Below are 20572 nucleotides of genomic sequence, written 5' to 3'. Positions count from 1 at the left end.
AAACATTGCGTTAAACTCACATTTTTAAAACCTTTTCAGAAGATGATTTCTTATTTTTGATAAATTTTAATTCAAATATTATATATGCAACGCGATCAACAAATCTTCGAACTCATAGAAGCTGAAAAACAACGACAAATTAATGGTTTAGAACTTATTGCTTCAGAAAATTTTGTTAGCGACCAAGTTATGGAAGCTGCAGGTTCAGTTTTAACTAACAAATATGCTGAAGGTTATCCTGGTAAGCGTTATTATGGAGGTTGTGAAATCGTTGATGAAGTTGAGCAGTTAGCAATTGATCGCGCAAAAACTTTATTTGGTGCTTCTTATGCTAATGTGCAACCACATTCTGGAAGTCAGGCAAATACTGCTGTTTTTGCAGCGTGTTTAAAACCAGGAGATAAGATATTGGGTTTTGATTTATCTCATGGTGGTCATTTAACTCATGGCTCTCCTGTAAATTTCTCTGGTAAATTATACAATCCAGTGTTTTATGGAGTAGAAGAAGAAACAGGTGTCTTAAATTATGACAAGATTCAAGAGATCGCTACACGTGAAAAGCCTCAATTGATAATAGCTGGTGCTTCTGCATACTCTCGTGATATTGATTTTAAACGTTTTCGTGAAATAGCTGATAGTGTTGATGCGATATTATTTGCAGATATTTCACATCCTTCTGGGTTGATAGCTAAAGGTATTCTTAATGATCCCATACCACATTGTCATGTAGTTACTACGACAACACATAAAACATTACGTGGACCAAGAGGTGGTTTGATTTTAATGGGTCAAGATTTTGACAATCCGTTTGGTTTAAAATTAAAAAGTGGAAATCTAAAAAAGATGTCCTCACTTTTTAATTCGGCAGTTTTTCCTGGGAATCAAGGAGGACCATTAGAACACATCATTGCTGCTAAAGCTATTGCTTTTGGAGAAGCATTAACTGACGATTTTATGCACTATATGTTACAAGTGAAGGCTAATGCCGCTGCAATGGCGAGTGCTTTTGTAAGTCGAGGATATCATATCATTTCTGGTGGTACAGATAATCATATGATGCTTATTGATTTGCGTAATAAAAATATTACTGGAAAAGCTGCAGAAGAAGCGCTAGGAAAGGCAGATATTACTGTAAATAAAAACATGGTGCCTTTTGATGATAAAAGTCCGTTTGTTACATCTGGAATTCGTGTAGGAACAGCTGCGATAACGACAAGAGGATTAAAAGAAAATGATATGGAAGCTATTGTAGCTTTTATTGATGATGTGATTAATCATTATGAAAACGATGAGAAACTTGAAGCAATAGCAGAAAGTGTAAATGTAATGATGAGTGATAAGCCTCTATTTTCATAAGAGTAGTTATTAATCAAGATTTTGTAATTCTGCTCTAAAAGGAAATAAATATAGATATTTAATAATTTAGCTATTTTTAAATGTTTTTAAAACAATCGCTATGTTTTTAATCAAAAAAAATGGACAACCTTTTGTATCAGTTCTAGTTGTGTTATTAGTCACTATTAGTTTACATTCTCAGGTTATATTTCAAAATAATGCCATTCCTTTAGGTTTGGTTAATAATTCATCTACTGGAAGCAATTTAGGAGGTGTTAGTTTTTTTGATTATGATAATGATGGTTGGGACGATATTACTATTGCTTGCAAAGGAGATGATCCCGTTCGTTTTTTTAAAAATATTTCTGGTCAATTTGTCGAACAGTTCTATGGAATGACCATAACAGGTCATTCAAAACAAGTCATTTGGGTCGATTATGATAATGATGATGATAATGATTTATTTGTGACTAGATTAGATGGCATCAATTTATTATATCAAAATGATGGTAATTTAAACTTCACAAACGTAACAGTAGCAGCAGGTTTTTCTAACTTTAATATTCTGTCGACTTATGGAGCAACTTTTGGAGATATTGATAATGATGGCTATTTAGATTTATTTATTTCTAATAAAGATGTAAGTGGAACATTACCCAATAAATTATTTAGGAATAATGGAAATGGGACGTTTACAGATATATCTATTTCCTCAGGAATAAGCTTAAATGGTCACTTAACGTTTTGTGCATCCTTTTTTGATTATGACAAAGATGGTTTTCAAGATATATACATGTCAAACGATAGAATCTTAAATACTAATATTTTATATCGAAATAATGGCGATAATACTTTTACAGACGTAAGCGCTGCTTCTGGTACTGATGTAGCTGCAAATGCAATGTCTACTACAATTGATGATTATAATTATGATGGATGGCTCGATATTTATATAACAAATACAGTAGAAGGGAATCATTTACTGAAAAATAATGGCGATGGAACCTTTAATGATATTGCTATTGATAGTGGATTGAGTTTTAATAGTATTGGTTGGGGCGCAAATTTTTTTGATGCAGATAATGATACAGATTTGGATTTGTACATTAGCTCTTATATAGATAATCCAAATATCGGATTATTAACTGCAGCGTTTTACGAATGCCAAGAGGGTTATACATATCAATTATCTAATACTTCAGGGTTTGAAGATGATATATTTAAAAGTTTTTCAAATGCTATTGGTGATATTGATAATGATGGCTTTCAAGATTTTATAGTGGCTAATCAAACCCCGAATAATCATTCACTTTGGCAAAATCAAGGGAATACAAATAATTGGCTCAAAGTGAAATTGAAAGGCGTGCAAAGCAATAAAAATGGGATAGGTTCTTGGATAGAAGTCTTTGCAAATAATGAAGTTATGTATCGCTATACCATTTGTGGTGAAGCATTTTTAGGACAAAATTCTGCTACAGAAATTTTCGGAATAGGTGATGCAACTACTATAGATTATGTAAAAGTGACATGGTTAAGTGGAGTAGAAGATGTATTGACAGATGTTACTCCCAATCAAACCTTATTAATTGAGGAAAGTAGTACGTTGTCAACTTCAGAACATCAATTAAAAAGCATTCGTATGTTGCCAAATCCTACAAATGGAATTGTTACAGTTAAAAACTTTACTGAAACTTTAGATGTTCAAGTTGTAGATTATTTGGGGCGTTTAATTCTAACAAAGACAATTACTCAAGCAGATAATAGCATTAACCTTAGCAATTATTCTAAAGGTGTATATTTATTAAAAGCTAAAGGAGAAACGTCACATGTTATTAAGAAAATTATACGTAATTAGTCTTCTGTAGGCACATATTGATAAGCGCCTAAATCAAATATTGTTGGTCTTTCAACTCCCAATATATCATCTGGTATAGGTAGCATAGAACTACCAAGTCCTATAGCACCAGAACCTTCGTTCAGTCTTAAATCATTTTCAAAAGGTAGTTTAAACAGTGGATCATCATTTAAGCTAATGTTTGCGAAGTGTTCAGAGTCTTCAAAATCAATTGGATCTCCAAAGACATCAAAACGAATCAAACAGTCTGTGAATTTATACAGTAAAGCACTATCAGAATCACCAGAAATATCAATTTCAGCATTATCATTTCCGTAGATGATACAATTGTTGAAATTGGCTGCTTCTAATGGATTTAGAGTTAATGAATTGTCTTCGTTTATGAGATAATTATTGAGTAAAACCGAAGGAAACTGTCTAAAACTTGTATTCCAGTAATTTGCAAAGGTGCAATGTGTGAAATTATATATTCCACCAATTGTTCCAGCAAAAGATGACTGACCAGAATTATTAATGACTAAATTTTCTCCTCTAATTGAAGTAGCTCGAGCTAATATTCCAAAATTACTAGAATTGTAAATTTGTGAATTGGTAATGGTTAATTTATCGTTTGTTGCATCTTGGTTAAACTCACATAATACACCAACAGTTGAATTTTTAATGGTAGCATAATTGATTTCATTATCGACACTTCCATCAAATAAATAAATTGTAGACCATTGCCCAGGAATATTCTCATAAAGTGGTTCTAAACGATCACCTTCAAAAATAACTTCGTTTTCTAATAATTCTTGATCATTACTTAATAAACCATTAACTTTTAAGGATGCATTATTGGTTACAAGTAATCCAGAATTGGCATGAAAATGTACACGAGCTCCAGCTTCAATGGTTAATACATCGCCTTGATCTACAGCTGCAAAACCATAAATAACATAAGGTTTTTCGTTTGTGAAAGTTAATTCATCATCTTCAAGAAAACGTCCTTGAAGAGAAGTTTCATCAGGCAAACCATCGCCATCTACATCAAAAGTTAAGGTTTCAATTATTCCAGTAGAATTGTCTTTATCAGGAAAAATAAAAATAGCATCTTTAACTAAAGTTACTAATTCCACTTTTTGAAAATTACTACCACTATCAAATTCAATAGCATCTGTGTATAAAAACTGATTGTCTGCAGCTACAACCGATTGAATATCAAAAGTGGTTTCAACAAAAATAAACAGACTATCGTTTGCAAGAAGTTCAACGTCTTCAAATACTTTTCCAGCCATTCCGTCTACATTTAATCTGTAGTTTGAATTTTCACCTTGAGTTAAACGTAAGGTAGGAATGGAAATATCGGCATCACTTCTGTTGTAAACTTTTAAATTATAAGTGCTAGAACCAATATTAGTGAAAACGGTATCAAGATAAATCGTGTCTTTCGAAAAAGTAAGGTCACCATTGCTTGGAGAAAATTCAAAGTCTTTTCGGCAAGAACTCCAAAGCGCTATAAATAATATTGTAAATAGGACGTATAATAATCTTTTCATAATTGTTTTAATATCTACTAAACAAGAGTGAGAAACTTAATGTGCATTTTGCGTTAAAAATATGACTTTTGAAGTCAATTTGTAGTATAAAAACCGAAATTTAGAACAAATCGTATAATTTAGTTGTCTTTTTTTGACTCCTCTATGATTTTTTGAAATTCCTGACTGCAAATTACAAGTTCTTCAAGGAGGTCAACTTGTTTGTTTTTAGCCAATAATTTTGAATCAATTTCTTTAGCATCACAATAATCAAAGAACAAAATTTGATACTCCTTTGGAATATTTAAGTCCAAAACTAGTAAGTCTTTATTAAAAAAGCGATCGTTTAGAAAAAGTGTAGAAAGCTCCTTATATGTAATTGGGATTATTGGTTCTGCTATTGGTTTTTTGCTTTTAAAAAGTCGACCAACCATTCCAATTATAGCAATAATATCCATATTACCACTAGGTGTTGGTTGATATTTAAATGAGTTTCGTTTTATATCTTCTTTAATTTGTGAATTTACCTGAGAAGCCATCTTGACAGAATCAAATTGTCGTTCTCGTTCTTCTCTTAAAAGTACGGCATCTAGTTCATTAATGGCTTTTTTTACTTCAATGACCACAACATGGTCGAAATCAACTTTTTTTATTTTAATAAATGTTTTAGTGTGAAAAAGAGAACTTATATATAAAGTATCTTTGACTTTGGCTTCAATTTTAAAATCTCCATTGTCATTGGTGTATGTCATTATGTTTTGTGTCACATTTACGACTAAAGCGCCTTTAACAGTAGTTTCAGCATCATAAACTTTTCCATTAATAGTTTGAGCTAAAATTGAAATTGGTAAAAGAAGTAGATATAGAAGAACTCGTCTTGTCACGAATGTATATAAATTGATTTGTGATCCAAATTAAGAAAATTTGAACGACAACTCATATATGGTTAAGATTTTTTAACACTGAAATTATTGAAACAAATCAATGATTTCTTGACTAATACGAGTCGGTTTATTAGTTTTATGAGACATTAAACACCAAATGGTTTCAGATAAACTCAACAATTTATTTGTGTTTTGATTATAGATTTCTACTATTCGAGTTGATCTAAAACCTTCAGCTTTGGTGACAAATGTTTTTAATTGTAATTTATCTCCTAAAACAGCTTCGGCTTTATATTGAATGTGATGACTTAGCATCACCCAGTAATACGTTTCTCTTAGTGTAGTTGTGGTGTTTTTAATCCAATTATCTTCAGCAATGTCTTGAACCCATTGCACATATCTTACATTATTAACATGATTACGAGCGTCTATGTCTTTAGTTGAAACAGTAATGTTTTTTATAAATATGAGCATATTACTTTTCGAATACTTCTACTTCAAACAATTTGTCCCATCGTTTACCTGTTACAAAAATAGTTTTGGTAGCTGGATTATAAGCAATGCCATTCAGAACATCTAAACCTTGGTGTTGAGTGACTAATTTATGTAAAGGAGAAAAGTCTATAACGCCTTCAACAGCACCATTTTTGGGATTAATAATAGCGACTCCATTTTTTTGATAACGATTGGCATAGATTTTTCCGTTGATCCATTCCATTTCATTAATTTCTGTGATTTTACCTCTATTAGTATAAACTTGAAGTTTCGAGTCTTCTGTTAGTGTTTTCGGATTTAATAACCAGATGTTTTCTGTGCCATCAGATTTGTAAAGTGTTGTTCCATCATTACAAATTCCCCAACCTTCTTTGCTTTGGCCATATTTAAAACTACTCGTTTTTTCAAAAGTTTCAGTATTGTAAACGAAACCTGTGTTTTCTCTCCATGTTAATTGGTAGATGTTATTGTTTAAAATGGTTAATCCTTCTCCAAAATACTGTTGCGTTAAATCTACATTTTTTAAGACTTCAGCAGTTTGATAATCTACTTTTCTAAGTTTAGATTCTCCATATTGACCTGTACTTTCATATAACTCACCATTATGGAATTCTAAACCTTGTGTGTATGATGTGATATCATGTGGATACTCGTTAATAATTTTGTATCCATATATTTTAGGAAGTTCATTATTTAGAATGGTAATTTTAGTAGATATATTCTCTTTTAAATCTCCATAATCTATCGTTGCCGTAATAGTTTGAATACCTAGTCGCTGATTATTTAAATGAAAAGATTCATTTATGCTTTCTCCATTAAGCGTATAATTAATAGAAGATATCTCAAGATTATCTGGATTATTAACCGAAAGTTTTACAGTTTCGCCCAATTTTACAACATTATCTTTTGCATTAGTATGAATAGAAACATTATTTTTTTTAGGTTTTGAATCTCCACAGTTGATTAATAAATGAGATAATGCTATGAGAATTAAAGATTTAAATGTCGACATTTTGTATCAAATTTTAATGCAAGTTATTTAATAAAATTCGGTAAAAAAAATCATTGTTATACCCAAATTAAGTTTTAGAATGACGTAGCGATGTGGAAAAATACAATAAAGCATAATTTTTTATAAGTTTTAGCATAGTATTGCTAAGTTTAGACTTAAAAAAATAGTAAAACGAAATGTTTTGAAGTTGTTTTTTGCAGTAGTAGTTTTTCTGAAATATATTTTGGGTTATAGTATTAAAAGATTGTATCTTTGCAACTGGCAAGTCCTACACAACCAGCTCCTGCTTAATCCTCCAGGTCGGGAACGAAGCAAAGGTACGCGGTCGTAGCGGTGTGATGTAGGTAGCTTGCCTTTTTTTGTGCGCAATACTTTCCTAATTATATTGTATTTTTAACTTCAAATTGTTCAATTAATTTATGTCTAAAGTTGTATTAATTACAGGAGGCTCTTCTGGAATCGGAAAATCTATAGGTGAATTTTTATCCTCTAAAGGTTATGACGTTTTTGGTACAAGTAGAAATCCAGATCGTTATCCAAATTCTAAATTTAAATTGGTCGCTCTAGATGTTGCAGATATTATTTCTATAAAAAAAGCAATTCAAGCAGTCGTAGAAACGTCTGGTAGATTAGATGTTCTTATTAATAATGCTGGATCAGGAATTACTGGTCCAATAGAAGAAATTCCTGATGAAGAAATCAAGCGTAATTTTGAGACTAATTTTTTCGGGCCAATAAATGTGATAAAATCGGTTTTGCCTCAAATGCGCGAACAAAATTCTGGATTGATAATAAATATAACTTCTATTGCTGGATATATGGGATTACCATATCGTGGAATTTATAGCGCAAGCAAAGGTGCTTTAGAATTGGTAACAGAAGCATTTAGAATGGAAATTAGTGGATTTAATATTAAAATGACTAACGTTGCTCCAGGTGATTTTGCTACAAATATTGCAGCTGGACGATATCATGCTCCAGTTTTAGACAACTCTCCATATAAAGAAACTTATCAAAATACTTTAAGCATGATGGATGCACATGTAGATAGTGGAAATGATCCCAAACAAATGGCAAGAGCCATATATAAAATCATTGAAACTAAAAACCCGAAAATTCATTATAAAGTAGGTGCTTTTATGCAAAAATTTTCAATTGTTTTAAAACGAATTCTTCCAGATAAAATTTACGAGAAGTTATTACGTAATCATTATAAATTATAGAGAAAAGTGCTCTAAAAATTATGAATGTGTTTTCTGTTTTGATATGTTGATATGTTTTGAAAAAAAGATGTCATTTAAGCAATGTTAAATTTGTAATTTCGTGACTGGAATAAATCACAATAACGTTTTTTCTTAACTGAAATAAATTCAGTAAAACAGAGAAAATAAAAACACAATTTATATGAAATTTTTTATTGATACAGCTAATCTTGATCAAATTAAGGAAGCTCAAGATATGGGTATTTTAGATGGAGTAACTACAAATCCATCATTAATGGCTAAAGAAGGAATTACAGGTCATGACAACATTATGAAGCATTATGTTAATATCTGCAATATTGTTGAAGGTGATGTTTCTGCAGAAGTCATATCAACAGATTTTGAAGGAATGATCAGAGAAGGTGAAGCTTTGGCTGAACTTCATGATCAAATTGTAGTTAAATTACCTATGATTAAAGATGGGATAAAGGCTTGTAAGTATTTTAGCGATAAAGGGATAAAAACAAATGTGACTTTAGTGTTTTCTCCAGGACAAGCTTTATTGGCAGCTAAAGCAGGAGCGACTTATGTGTCACCTTTTATTGGTCGTTTGGATGATATTTCTACTGATGGTTTAAATCTTATTGCTGAAATAAGAATGATTTATGATAATTATGGTTTTGAAACTGAAATATTAGCCGCTTCTGTTCGTCATACAATGCATGTTATTGATTGTGCAAAACTTGGAGCAGATGTCATGACTGGACCTTTAAGTTCAATTGTTGGGTTGTTGAAGCATCCTCTAACAGATTTAGGTTTAGAAAAGTTTTTAGCAGATTATAATAAAGGAAACTAAAGGTACTTTATTGAATAATGGAGACACTCTTGAATAATATTATTTAAGAGTGTTTTTATTTTAAGCTTGATGATTTATAGGCATTGGAAACTTTTTTTAAACTTTCAGCCATGTCATCGCTAAATAGACCAACATTAGAGCTTATAATTCCCATATGCTCATCAAGCACTAATGTTTTGTGATTGAAAGTAATCACATACTTTTCTACTGCTTCAGTTGGATTTGAAAACTTGAACTCATTTTTAGCCGAAAACTTTAAAGATCTTAAGGTCTTTTTCCAATAGTTAAAATCATTATCGTTAAAGTTAATAGCAATAAAGTTTACTTTAGGAAACTTAGCCTGTAACTCTCTTATTTTATAATGACTGTTTCTTGAATGCATTTTAAAATTAGTAGACCAACAATAAATAACTGTAGGCGAATTTATAAGTGAGCTTAATTCAATAGAATTTCCTTGATAATCAATTAAAGTAGCATCTGGAAGATCATGTCCAGCCGTTAATTTATTTGCTGCTTCTACAAGTGCTTTTAAATAAATTTTATCTTCAGGGTTTGTGCTTTTTTTAAGATAAAAATTAATCAACTCAATGGTAGCATCACGATTATCTGAATTCAGTATAAAATTTCTAATATTGTGTTTTAATAAGTAATTTTTAATTTTTTTACTGGTAATCGAGCTGTCAATAAGTCGTAGTTTTTCAATATTGTAGTCTAAAGCCATTCTATCAAATGCTTCATGAATACCATCTTTATAATACTGTTTTAATGCAATATTATTAAAGTGCCAAAATAGAAACCTATTGTAAGCATATAGTTCGCTAATACTTTCATTATTAAGATCTATTTCATTTCTGTAATCATAAAAACCTTCAGGTAAATCCTTAAAATGAATCAATTTCTTATTTCCATAATAGCCAAATGGAAACATTTCGTGATAGGCATAATGGTTATAGTTAATACTAGATGTAATAATGTTTTTAAATAAGTCTGAAGACGGTTTCTTAGATAAGAATTCTTCAAAATGTGCTAGTTTTTGTTTTCTAAGGAGATCCATATGCTCAACAAAAACCTCTGGTTCTAAAAGACTAGTATTCATAAATTCCTTATTCTCAATTTCGTTATCTAGAAACGATTTTATAAGGTAATTATTTTTTTTAGAGCCTTTCCCTGTGTATACTAAAGACTCATCAAAATCATTTGTATTTAACCTGAAAAGCAAACTGTCATTGGGTTCTAATAATATAGTTTGAAATTCGCCACCATGAGTAAATGAATATAATCCAGGTTTTAAACTATCAATTTTGTGAAGAAATCTATTGTTCTTATCAAGATAAATAGTGTCTTTGCCTACAAATGAATTATTAAGAGTTATGTAATTGTTACTTGGGTTAATTATTTCACCACCAAAATATGCATAGTCAGTATCTGTTGAATTAGAGTTTTTACAACTAAAAACAAGTAAGGCTACTAGAAATGTAAAAAAATAAATTTTCATAAATATATTGTAGGTCGTTCAATATCAAAAACAAAAATAGAGCTTGCAAATAATAACTCTTGTTAATACGCTGTTAAATCTTGCTATATGCAATGTTTCAAACCATTTAGTTGAAAAATAATTAGTGCTAGTTACTTCTTACAATGGATAGATTTCTCTACTTTTGCAAAACTTACAAGATTTTTATGTCAAGGAGTAAAATTTATTAATTTGTAAGTACACGAAGTCTTATTTATTAAGTTATCATTATCTGAGTAAAAATTAAAATACATTTTATGTTAACAGTTTCTAACCTTTCAGTACAATTTGGTAAACGCATTTTATTTGACGAAGTGAATACAACTTTTAATAATGGAAATTGCTACGGAATCATTGGAGCCAATGGTGCAGGTAAATCTACTTTTTTGAAGATTATTGCAGGAAAACAAGATCCAACTTCAGGACATGTTCATTTAGAACCTGGCAAACGTATGTCTGTTTTAGAACAAAATCATAATTTATATGATGAACATACAGTTTTAGAAACGATCATAATGGGTAATAAGCCTTTGTTTAAGCTTAAATCTGAAATTGATGCTTTATATGCAGATTATACTGATGAAAATGCTGATAAAATAGGAGAGCTTCAAGTGCAATTTGAAGAAATGAATGGTTGGAATGCAGATAGTGATGCAGCAGCAATGCTTTCAAATCTAGGAATCAAAGAAGAATACCATTATACTTTAATGAAAGATTTGGATGGTAAGCAAAAAGTACGTGTTCTCTTGGCTCAAGCTCTTTTTGGAAATCCTGATTTACTAATTATGGATGAGCCTACCAATGATTTAGATTATGAAACAATTTCTTGGCTAGAAAATTTCTTAGCTAATTACGATAATTGTGTGATAGTTGTATCTCATGATAGACACTTTTTAGATTCAGTTTGTACACATATTTCTGATATTGATTTTAGTAAAATCAACCATTTTTCTGGGAATTATACCTTTTGGTATGAATCGTCACAATTAGCAGCAAGACAGCATGCACAACAAAATAAAAAAGCTGAAGACAAGAAAAAAGAATTAGAAGAATTTATTAGACGTTTCTCTGCCAATGTTGCAAAATCAAAACAAGCAACGAGTAGAAAGAAAATGATAGATAAATTAAATATATCTGAAATTAGACGCTCTAGCCGTCGTTATCCAGCTATAATTTTTGAACGTGATCGCGAAGCTGGTGATCAAATTTTAAATATAGAAGGCTTAGCGGCTTCTATTGAAGGTGAAACATTATTTAAAAACATAGACATTAACCTTAATAAAGGAGATAAGGTTGTCGTATTTTCTAAAGATTCTAGAGCAACAACTGCTTTTTATCAAATTATTAATGGCAATGAAGTTGCTGAAGCTGGAAAATATGCTTGGGGAATTACGACAACTCAATCGTATTTGCCATTAGATAATAGTGCATTTTTTGATAATAATTTAACCCTTGTAGATTGGTTACGTCAGTGGGCAACTACTGAAGAAGAACGTGAAGAGGTTCATATTCGTGGATTCTTAGGGAAAATGATTTTTAGTGGAGAAGAAGCGTTAAAAACATCTAATGTGCTTTCAGGAGGAGAAAAAGTACGTTGTATGTTAAGTCGCATGATGATGGTTAGAGCAAATGTTTTAATGCTTGATGAGCCAACAAACCATTTGGACTTAGAAAGCATTACAGCGTTTAATAATTCGCTTAAAAACTTTAAAGGCACTGTGATGTTTACGTCACACGATCATGAGTTTTCACAAACTGTAGCAAATAGAGTTATTGAATTAACTCCAAGCGGAATTATAGATCGTTATATGACATTTGATGATTATATGAGCGATAAAAAAATAAAGGAGTTGCGTAATAAAATGTACGCAGTTACAGTATAAAAAGTCCTAATTAATAAAGATTATAAATGTTGGTGTAAAATTTACACCAACATTTTTTATGTTAATTAAGAAGTCGCTTCCATCTCAGATTTTACTCGATTTACAATTTCAAGTGCTTGCTTTAATTCATCATTATGTACAAAGACTTCTTGAAATCCTTGATTCATAGATGCGTATCCTGCTAAGCGTTGCGATTCACCTTCGTCTTTTACAATAGGAACAATACCTAAATGTTCTAATTCATCTTTTACACGAGTAACTAAAATAAAATTGCCGTAATAAACTTTTGTGTATTCTGAAGTGTTCATAATTATAGGTTTTAAATTCTACCTATAAGGTACAAAAAAGTTGAGAATGTTACACTATGTATTGTGATGTCTTTAACTAAAAAAGCGCTCTAATTTAGAACGCTTTTTAAATGTTAAAATATGAATCGGTTATTTGTCTATAGAACCCAAAACACGTTGCATAAAGTTATTTAATGCTTCTTTTTTTGGAGTACCATCTTTTATCATCTTGTTAACTTCTATAGCTCCATACATATTAGAAATGAGTTCTCCAATAACATCGAGTTCTTCATCTTTTAATGACGAAACTTCAGTAAGATTTTCTAGAGTTTCAATCGTCTCTAGAACAAAATCTTCATCGTTATCTTCAATGAATTGTGTCAATTGTTTAATTACAGGTAGTTTCATTGATACTAAGTTTTGTGTTATTATACGACTTCTTCAACAAGTTCTTTAAGTACATCAAATTTATTCGTCTGAACCTGATTTTTAAACGCACCAGCTTTAAAAGTAGCAAACGTTGGTAAATTATCTACAGTTGCTAATTTTCTAGATTCAGGAAATTTTTCAGCATCTGCAATCACAAAAGTTATACCTTCGTTTTCAGAAGCTAATTTCTTGAATTTTGGTTTCATTATTCTACAGTTACCACACCATGTTGCAGAATATTGCACAATAACAGTATCATTACTATTAATTATGTCTTGTAAATTGTCTTGTTCTAATTCTTGAATCATAACAGAAAGTTTTAAAAGTAAGCATTTGCTAAGTGATACAACCTGTTAATCAATATACAGATTGTATCATCTTAAATTTGTTAGTGAGATGCTAAATATTCAGCAGTACCTTTAGCATTTGGTGCCATTGCATCTTTTCCTTCTTCCCAATTTGCTGGGCAAACTTCACCTTTTTCTTGTACGTGAGTTAAAGCATCAATTAATCTTAAATACTCATTTACATTTCTACCTAAAGGCATATTGTTTATGCTTTCGTGCTGAACGGTTCCTTCTTCATCAATGATGTAAGTCGCTCTGTATGTTACATTATCGCCTTCAACTTGAACCGTTCCAGTTGCTTCGTCGTAAACTTCGTTTTGGATATCTAAAATACCTAAGATACTAGATAAGTTTCTATTACTATCTGCAAGAATAGGGTAGGTAACACCTTCAATTCCTCCATTGTCTTTGGAAGTACTTAACCATGCAAAGTGTACTTCTGGAGTATCACAAGATGCACCAATTACAATTGTGTTTCTTTTTTCGAATTCACCAACTGCAGCTTGAAATGCGTGAAGTTCAGTTGGACAAACAAAAGTGAAATCTTTTGGATACCAAAAAAGAACTACTTTTTTATTATTGTTTTTTGCTTCTTCAAGAACGTTTACTTTGAAAGTGTCTCCCATATCGTTCATTGCGTCAACGTTAAGGTTAGGGAATTGTTTTCCTACTAATGCCATGTTTTTATAGTTTTAAATTGATTATTATTTTCTACTACAAAGATACATTACATTACTATATTTTTAAGGGAAACAAATTTTAAATCTCAATAAAAGTATTGATTTTGATTATAGTAAAGTGAAAATTCAATAGAAAACATCTATTTCGATTTTAGCATTTTAATTTTAATCCTAAAGGCAGCAAATAATAATGTAGTAAATGGACTTAGCCAGTTAAATATCGCGTACGCAAAATATTCACCAACACCAACACCTAAAACACCAGATTGATAAGCTCCACAGGTATTCCACGGAATTAAAACCGAAGTCACTGTTCCAGCGTCTTCTAATGTTCTACTTAAATTTTCAGGAGCTAATCCTTTATCATCATAAGCTTTCTTGAACATCTTTCCAGGAATTACTATTGCTAAATATTGATCAGATGCAATTGCATTTAATCCTAAACAACTAATAACTGTACTGGCAAATAATCCGAAAATTGTAGTCGCAACTGATAATAAAACTTGTGTAATTCTTGAAAGCGCTCCTATAGCATCCATAATACCTCCAAAAACCATAGCACAAAGTATGAGATATATGGTCCAAAGCATACCTTTCAATCCTCCAGAAGAAAATAAATCATTAAGTTTTTCATTATCAGTTTCAATGCTAGTATCTGTTAATGCAGAATTAATTACAGCTCCAAATTTTGATTCAGAAAGATTGCTTAAAACCTCAGGCTGAAAAATAAAAGCAAAAAATCCTGCTAAAATGACACCAGTTCCAAGCGCAATTAATGGTTTTGTCTTTAAAAGAATCAAAGCAATAACAACTCCAGGCACTAAAAATAACCAAGGCGAAATATTAAACGTATTGTCGATTGAGCTTAATAAGCTACTAATATCTGCACTTCCAGTAGTATTGATATTCATACTTATAATAGCAAATACAATTAGCGTAATCACTATTGTTGGAATTGTTGTTATTGTCATATATCTAATATGTGTAAACAAATCTGTTCCAGCCATTGCAGGAGCAAGGTTAGTTGTATCACTTAAAGGCGACATTTTATCTCCAAAATAGGCACCCGAAATTACAGCGCCTGCAATCATACCAGGATTTATACCTAAAGCGGTTCCTATGCCAACTAAAGCTATGCCAACAGTTGCTGAAGTCGTCCAAGAACTACCAGTTGCTATTGAAATCACTGCTGCAATTACTACAGAAGCTGGTAAAAATATTTCAGGACTTAATACTTGTAAACCATAATAGACCATCGCAGGAATTACACCACTTACCAACCAGGTTCCTGCTAATGCACCAACTAAAAATAAAATCATGATTGGGACAAAAACACTTTTAAGGTTTTCCCAAACTTCTTTAATCATGAGCGATAGTGAAACTTTATTCAAAAAACCACCAATCATTGCAACAAAACCGCCAATCAATAAAATAAGCTGATTTGTGTAGCCTCCTAACCATTCTTGATCTTCAACAAAAAAGATATTATAAGCTAATAAGCTCATTAAAATTACAACAGGAATAAGTGCTTCAAAAATATTGAGCTCTTTGTTTTTAACAATGTTTTGTTTATCAGCTTTGAATTCGGAAATGTTATCGTCCTCTTGCATTTGTATGGTTTTAGTTTTGTAATGTTACGATTTTGTGATACGAATTGCAAATCGATTTAGTTGTGTACTTTTGTAGCTTATTGTTGATTATTCTATGGATTCATTAACTCAAATTGTTTTAGGAGCTGCTTGTGGAGAAGCTGTTCTAGGAAAGAAAATCGGAAATAAAGCCTTGCTTTTTGGAGCAATTGGTGGTACAATTCCCGATTTAGATGTTTTAGTTGGACGATGGATTTTCAATAACGAAATAGATATTATGGCCTTTCATAGAGGTTTTATGCATTCTATTTTGTTTTCAGTTATTGCAGCGTTTGTATTCGGATGGCTCATTTTTAAATTATACAATTCAGGAAAACGGAAAGATTCAACAACTCAAAAAAATTGGATGTGGCTATTTTTTTGGTGTTTGTTTACGCATCCTATTTTAGATTGTTTTACACCTTATGGCACACAATTATTTGCACCTTTTTCAAATTATCGTGTTGCTATCAATAACATTTCAGTAGTAGATCCTTTGTACACGATTCCGTTTTTAATATGTATGATTGTGCTAATGTTTTTCAATAGAAAAACGACAAGACGTCATTTATGGTTAAAACTTGGTGTTGGAATCAGTTCTGTTTATATGGCTTTTACCTTAGTGAATAAAGTATATATCAATTCAGTTTATAAAGCATCTTTAGTAGAAGCTGGAATTAATTACAACAGGTTTCAGACTCAGCCATCCATTTTAAATAATGTGTTATGGTATGGAGTTGCTGAAACAGATAGCAGTTATCAAGTCGGATTTTATTCATTATTTGATGCCTCAAATAGAGTAGAACTTTGGAATGAATTGCCTAAGAATCACGATTTAGCACCAAATTCTAATGGTGATATAAAAACCTTAGCGTGGTTTAGTAATGGGTATTATAATTTAATCAAAAATGAAGGTGATACTTTACGTTATAACGATTTACGTTACCCTTCGTTTGATGAAAAAAATCCAAATAATGCTGTATTTAGTTTTACTATTAAGAAAGAAGGAGAGCGATGGAATGCGCTTCCTTTTGATGGAAAGCCACCTTCTAGTGAAAATTTAAATTATTTCTGGAATAGAATTAAAGGACATTAACTTTTTAACTCACCAATTAATTTTACTTCATTTTTTATTGTATTATAGTTAGGAGAATGCATTGTGACTCGTTCCATGAGTTTTTGATATTGTTCTAGTGTTCCATTTCCATTCACATGAAAAATGAATTTTAATTCAGGAAAACCAGGATTCACATCTGGATTTAGCCCTAAAAAAGCTTGCAAATCTAATTGTCCATCAATGTCAAGTTGCAATTGATTAATTTCAATATTCATTGCAGTTGCACCTGCCATAAATGTCACAGCCATGCAGCCAGCCATTCCACCTAGCATGTATTCAGCAGGATTTGGAGCACAGTTTATACCAAGTAATTGATTTGGCTCATCAATAGTAAATTGAAAATCGCGAATCAATTTGTGCTCACCAAGTATCATGTTTTTTGTAGATACTGTAGTTTTTGTTCCGCTTTCCCAATTGAGTTTTACACCATATGAAGCTTTCCCTTGAATAGTATTTTCTTTGACTTCGTTTGCATATTCGCTTAGACCTGCAATATTTATATTATTAAGCATAATTAGGTTGTTTTTTAAATATGGAATGTAATGCGTGTTCAAAATCTGATATTAAATCTTCAATATCTTCAACACCAACCGAAAGACGTACAAGTCCGTCGTTAATACCAATTGCTTTTTGTTGTTCTTTAGTTAGTGATGCTTGCGATGTGTTGTATGGCAGCGAGATCAAACTTTCAACACCACCAAGGCTTGTGGCTTCTTTAGGTAATTTTAAAAGTTTTAAAAGTGCATGAGCATTGTTGTCACCACCTTCAATTTCAAAACTAATCATTCCTGAGTTTTTTCCTTTTAATTGAAGTTTTGCTAATTCATATTGATCATAAGATGCTAAACCTGGATAGTATACCTTTTTGATGTTTGTATGGTTTTCTAAATACGTTGCTAATGTCATCGCATTAGAATTGTGAGTTCGCATACGTAAAGCGAATGTTTTTAAGCTTCGTTCTAATAAAAAACAAGCGTGAGGATCCATTGAACCTCCGTTTTTTAGTAGTTGTGGCCACAAACGATCTACTAGTTTTCTAGATCCTGAAACGGTTCCTCCAATTAAGTCTGAATGACCATTTAAATACTTAGTAGCAGAATTTACAACTAAATCGACACCTAAATCTAAAGGTTTTACATTATAAGGTGTTAAGAATGTGTTGTCTATAATGACTCTTAAATTGTACTTTTTTCCTAAAGCGACAATCGCTTCAATAGGTGTGATTTTTAATAGAGGATTTGTTAAAGCTTCAAAGTATAGTATTTTGGTATTGTCTTGAATAGCAGCTTCAATCTCTTTAATGTCTGTAGGAGAAGTGAAGGTGACAGACATTCCGAATTTATCTAAATCTTCATATAAAAAATTATAAGTTCCGCCATAAATATCTCTAGATGAAACCACGTGACTTCCTTTATCTAACATGCCCAGAATTGCTGTCGAAATTGCTGCCATTCCTGAAGAAAAGACAATAGAGCTTTCGGCATTTTCTAAAGCAGATAATTTCTCTTGAACACTCCATTGTGATGGATTTCCATAACGTGTATAAATCATTTCGTCACGTCCTCGACCTTCTTCAATAGCTTCGTAAGACGCTTCATTTAAGTAAAACGTAGAGCATTGAAAAATTGGAGTTCCAAGTGCTCCAGTAACAGGATCGTCGTATTGACCAGCATGAATAGATTTAGTAGATTCCTTGCAATTCTCATATCTATTTGTACTTAAAGTAGGTCCTTGAGACCGTTTGCGTTTAAGATCGTTAAACCAAATGTCGCCTTGGGTTCTTTTTTGTTCAATACCTTGATAACTTTTTTTCATAGGCTATAGGATTAAATTAGACAAACTGTTTTTTTAATGTAATTTTAGAGTACGTTGGTTTTTCTTCTAATTTTTCAATGTAATTACTTAAAAATTTAGCATCCTTTTTTACTCCACCTAAAGTAGCAGAACCTCTTGTGTATAACCAAGGAAGTCCTAAAAAGTATAGTCCTTCAAGATTGCTAACGCCTCTATAATTTTTTGGATATTTGTAGTCATTTAAGGTGACGCCTTTAATCCATTCAAAGTTGGGTTTAAAGCCTGTAGCCCAAACAATATTTTTTATGTTTTTGAAAACCCCTTCTTCAAAGTGTAGTTCAGTGTTATTTGCATCTAAAGTTCTACCAACGCAAATCACATTTTCTTTTTTTAGAAGTGATTTAACATCTGTTCCAATAATTGGTTGTCCGCCTTTACTTAGTTTTTTACCGATATATGAAAACTTACTAACAGATAGGAAACCGATTTTTTTAAACCACCACCACAATGTTTTTCCTAGTATTTCTTGAGGAATTGAAGTGATATTAGTATCTCCTGAGAAATAAACCTTGCGATTAGTATTTGAAATTTCATTAAGAATTTGAACTCCAGAATCTCCAGCACCAACAACTAAGGTGTCTCCATCTTGAAGTTGTTCTGGGTTTTTATAATGCTCACTATGAATTTGAATAACGTCCTTTGAAATTTTAGTATGAAATGAAGGCGTAAAAGGTTTGTGAAATGGACCAGTTGCAGCGACTACATTTTTTGCTTTAAAGGTTTCGGATTTGCTTTTTAGAACAAAATAATCATCTTCCTTTTTTAGACCTGTGATTTTTTGATTGAACGTAATTGGGATTTTGAATTTTTCAACATAAGATTTCAAATAGGACGCAACTTCATATTTATCTGGATAGTATCCTTTTTCTTTCGGGAAATCCATTCCTGGTAAATGGTTGAATTCTGTTGGTGTAAATAACTTTAGTGAATCCCAACGTTTAAGCCAAGGTGCACCAGTTTCACTATTTGCATCAACAATAATAAAATCTTTTTTTAATTGAGTAAGATGGTAAGCCATTGATAATCCTGCTTGTCCAGCTCCAATAATTATAAAGTCCTTCATGCATCAAAAATCAATATATTTAGATTATTAAACAATAATATGTTCTATTTTTAGAATATAAAACTATGTATAAGTGTTTTGTTAGTTATATTTGTTTGTTCTTCTACGTTATGTAGACATGAAACTGAAAATTTTTCCATATGATACTTTTAGATCACATTGATAAAAAACTAGTGCAATTCTTGCAAGAGGATAGTAAACAAACCAATAAAGAGTTATCTAATAAATTGAGCCTTTCTGTAACAGCAGTATATGAACGTATTAAAAAATTAGAACGTGAAGGTGTTATTTCTAAATATGTTGCGTTAATTAATAAGCGAGAAGTAGATAAGGCTTTCGTTACTTTTTGCAGTATAAAATTGGTACAACATTCTAAAGATTATGTCATGAAATTTGAACGAGAAGTAACCAAATTAGATGAAGTTATGGAATGCTACCATATTAGTGGAGATTATGATTATCTTCTTAAAGTTATTGTTGCAGATATGGATGAATTTCGTGAATTTATGGTTAAGAAATTAACAACGATAAGCCATATTGGCAGCACTCATAGCGCTTTTATGATTAATGAAGTAAAACATACAACAGCTATTAAAGTATAAGGTATTATTATATATT

At 31.3% G+C, this 20572-nt stretch carries 20 protein-coding genes and 1 other RNA gene; 8 read left to right on the top strand and 13 right to left on the bottom strand.

The annotated features are described in order from the left end of the window. The first annotated feature begins 84 nt into the window (after nt 1–84). Together glyA and MUN68_RS10365 are read left to right on the top strand one after the other, a co-directional pair. The gene (gene glyA, locus MUN68_RS10370; protein WP_272792361.1) at nt 85–1356 is read left to right on the top strand and encodes a serine hydroxymethyltransferase; all 1272 of its coding nucleotides are present in this window, start codon (nt 85–87) and stop codon (nt 1354–1356) included. 100 nt (nt 1357–1456) lie between these two features. Beyond that, nucleotides 1457–3190, top strand: a complete 1734-nt coding sequence (locus MUN68_RS10365) for an FG-GAP-like repeat-containing protein (protein WP_249996618.1) — start codon at nt 1457–1459, stop codon at nt 3188–3190. Here MUN68_RS10365 and MUN68_RS10360 read toward each other — a convergent pair. The 4 genes from MUN68_RS10360 to MUN68_RS10345 all read right to left on the bottom strand — a co-directional run bounded on the left by MUN68_RS10360 (nt 3187) and on the right by MUN68_RS10345 (nt 7095). Continuing rightward, nucleotides 3187–4725: a hypothetical protein gene (locus MUN68_RS10360; protein WP_249996620.1), complete on the bottom strand. Its 1539-nt coding sequence runs from the start codon at nt 4723–4725 to the stop codon at nt 3187–3189. The two genes, MUN68_RS10365 and MUN68_RS10360, sit on opposite strands and share 4 nt — an antisense overlap. Before the next feature lie 119 nt (nt 4726–4844). Then, nucleotides 4845–5588 (bottom strand): carboxypeptidase-like regulatory domain-containing protein, encoded by a 744-nt coding sequence (locus tag MUN68_RS10355; RefSeq protein WP_249996621.1) that lies wholly within the window; start codon nt 5586–5588, stop codon nt 4845–4847. 84 nt (nt 5589–5672) lie between these two features. Beyond that, nucleotides 5673–6062, bottom strand: coding sequence for an acyl-CoA thioesterase (locus MUN68_RS10350; protein ID WP_249996622.1), 390 nt, complete (start codon nt 6060–6062; stop codon nt 5673–5675). Nucleotide 6063: 1 nt separating this feature from the next. After that, entirely contained in the window at nt 6064–7095 is a 1032-nt protein-coding gene (locus tag MUN68_RS10345; protein WP_249996623.1) for a glutaminyl-peptide cyclotransferase, read from the bottom strand. Nucleotides 7096–7354: 259 nt separating this feature from the next. Here MUN68_RS10345 and ffs point away from each other — a divergent pair. The 3 genes from ffs to fsa all read left to right on the top strand — a co-directional run bounded on the left by ffs (nt 7355) and on the right by fsa (nt 9153). After that, nucleotides 7355–7453, top strand: an RNA gene (gene ffs / locus MUN68_RS10340) — signal recognition particle sRNA small type. Nucleotides 7454–7514: 61 nt separating this feature from the next. After that, nucleotides 7515–8318, top strand: a complete 804-nt coding sequence (locus MUN68_RS10335) for an SDR family oxidoreductase (RefSeq protein ID WP_249996624.1) — start codon at nt 7515–7517, stop codon at nt 8316–8318. A 181-nt stretch (nt 8319–8499) separates the two neighbouring features. Next, on the top strand, nt 8500–9153 hold the full coding sequence (gene fsa / locus MUN68_RS10330) for a fructose-6-phosphate aldolase (RefSeq protein WP_249996625.1): 654 nt from the start codon (nt 8500–8502) through the stop codon (nt 9151–9153). Nucleotides 9154–9208: 55 nt separating this feature from the next. On the opposite strand, the gene MUN68_RS10325 is transcribed toward fsa, so the two are convergent. Beyond that, a complete protein-coding gene (locus MUN68_RS10325) occupies nt 9209–10648 on the bottom strand; it encodes a TlpA family protein disulfide reductase (protein WP_249996627.1) in 1440 nt (479 codons plus the stop codon). A gap of 275 nt (nt 10649–10923) precedes the next feature. Between MUN68_RS10325 and MUN68_RS10320 the strand changes: the two genes are divergently transcribed. Next, the gene (locus tag MUN68_RS10320; RefSeq protein ID WP_249996628.1) at nt 10924–12549 is read left to right on the top strand and encodes an ABC-F family ATP-binding cassette domain-containing protein; all 1626 of its coding nucleotides are present in this window, start codon (nt 10924–10926) and stop codon (nt 12547–12549) included. A 65-nt stretch (nt 12550–12614) separates the two neighbouring features. On the opposite strand, the gene MUN68_RS10315 is transcribed toward MUN68_RS10320, so the two are convergent. The 5 genes from MUN68_RS10315 to nhaC all read right to left on the bottom strand — a co-directional run bounded on the left by MUN68_RS10315 (nt 12615) and on the right by nhaC (nt 15902). Further along, nucleotides 12615–12857, bottom strand: coding sequence for a putative signal transducing protein (locus tag MUN68_RS10315; RefSeq protein WP_249996629.1), 243 nt, complete (start codon nt 12855–12857; stop codon nt 12615–12617). 129 nt (nt 12858–12986) lie between these two features. Continuing rightward, nucleotides 12987–13244: a DUF6952 family protein gene (locus tag MUN68_RS10310; RefSeq protein ID WP_249996630.1), complete on the bottom strand. Its 258-nt coding sequence runs from the start codon at nt 13242–13244 to the stop codon at nt 12987–12989. 20 nt (nt 13245–13264) lie between these two features. Next, on the bottom strand, nt 13265–13573 hold the full coding sequence (locus MUN68_RS10305) for a thioredoxin family protein (RefSeq protein ID WP_249996631.1): 309 nt from the start codon (nt 13571–13573) through the stop codon (nt 13265–13267). 80 nt (nt 13574–13653) lie between these two features. Further along, a complete protein-coding gene (locus MUN68_RS10300) occupies nt 13654–14292 on the bottom strand; it encodes a peroxiredoxin (protein WP_249996632.1) in 639 nt (212 codons plus the stop codon). A gap of 140 nt (nt 14293–14432) precedes the next feature. Further along, complete coding sequence (nhaC, locus tag MUN68_RS10295; RefSeq protein WP_249996633.1) at nt 14433–15902, bottom strand: Na+/H+ antiporter NhaC; 1470 nt, start codon at nt 15900–15902, stop codon at nt 14433–14435. A 94-nt stretch (nt 15903–15996) separates the two neighbouring features. Here nhaC and MUN68_RS10290 point away from each other — a divergent pair, with 94 nt between their 5' ends. Beyond that, nucleotides 15997–17016 carry a metal-dependent hydrolase gene (locus MUN68_RS10290; RefSeq protein WP_249996635.1) on the top strand — a complete coding sequence of 340 codons (1020 nt, stop codon included), beginning with the start codon at nt 15997–15999 and terminating at the stop codon, nt 17014–17016. Here the strand turns inward: MUN68_RS10290 and MUN68_RS10285 are convergent. The 3 genes from MUN68_RS10285 to MUN68_RS10275 are packed head-to-tail and all read right to left on the bottom strand — an operon-like array spanning nt 17013 to nt 19954. Beyond that, nucleotides 17013–17549 carry an OsmC family protein gene (locus tag MUN68_RS10285; protein WP_249996636.1) on the bottom strand — a complete coding sequence of 179 codons (537 nt, stop codon included), beginning with the start codon at nt 17547–17549 and terminating at the stop codon, nt 17013–17015. The two genes, MUN68_RS10290 and MUN68_RS10285, sit on opposite strands and share 4 nt — an antisense overlap. Beyond that, on the bottom strand, nt 17542–18852 hold the full coding sequence (locus tag MUN68_RS10280) for a trans-sulfuration enzyme family protein (RefSeq protein WP_249996637.1): 1311 nt from the start codon (nt 18850–18852) through the stop codon (nt 17542–17544). The genes MUN68_RS10285 and MUN68_RS10280 overlap by 8 nt, the downstream gene beginning before the upstream one ends. Nucleotides 18853–18868: 16 nt before the next feature. Continuing rightward, the gene (locus MUN68_RS10275) at nt 18869–19954 is read right to left on the bottom strand and encodes a flavin-containing monooxygenase (protein ID WP_249996638.1); all 1086 of its coding nucleotides are present in this window, start codon (nt 19952–19954) and stop codon (nt 18869–18871) included. Between the two features lie 140 nt (nt 19955–20094). On the opposite strand from MUN68_RS10275, the gene MUN68_RS10270 reads away from it, so the two are divergent. Then, a complete protein-coding gene (locus tag MUN68_RS10270) occupies nt 20095–20556 on the top strand; it encodes an Lrp/AsnC family transcriptional regulator (protein ID WP_249996639.1) in 462 nt (153 codons plus the stop codon). The last annotated feature ends 16 nt before the right edge of the window (nt 20557–20572 follow it).

This window comes from Psychroserpens ponticola (genome assembly GCF_023556315.2).
Classification (GTDB): Bacteria; Bacteroidota; Bacteroidia; order Flavobacteriales; family Flavobacteriaceae; genus Psychroserpens; species Psychroserpens ponticola.
Note: the sequence above shows the minus strand (reverse complement) of the source record. Positions and strands in the feature narration are given on the sequence as shown.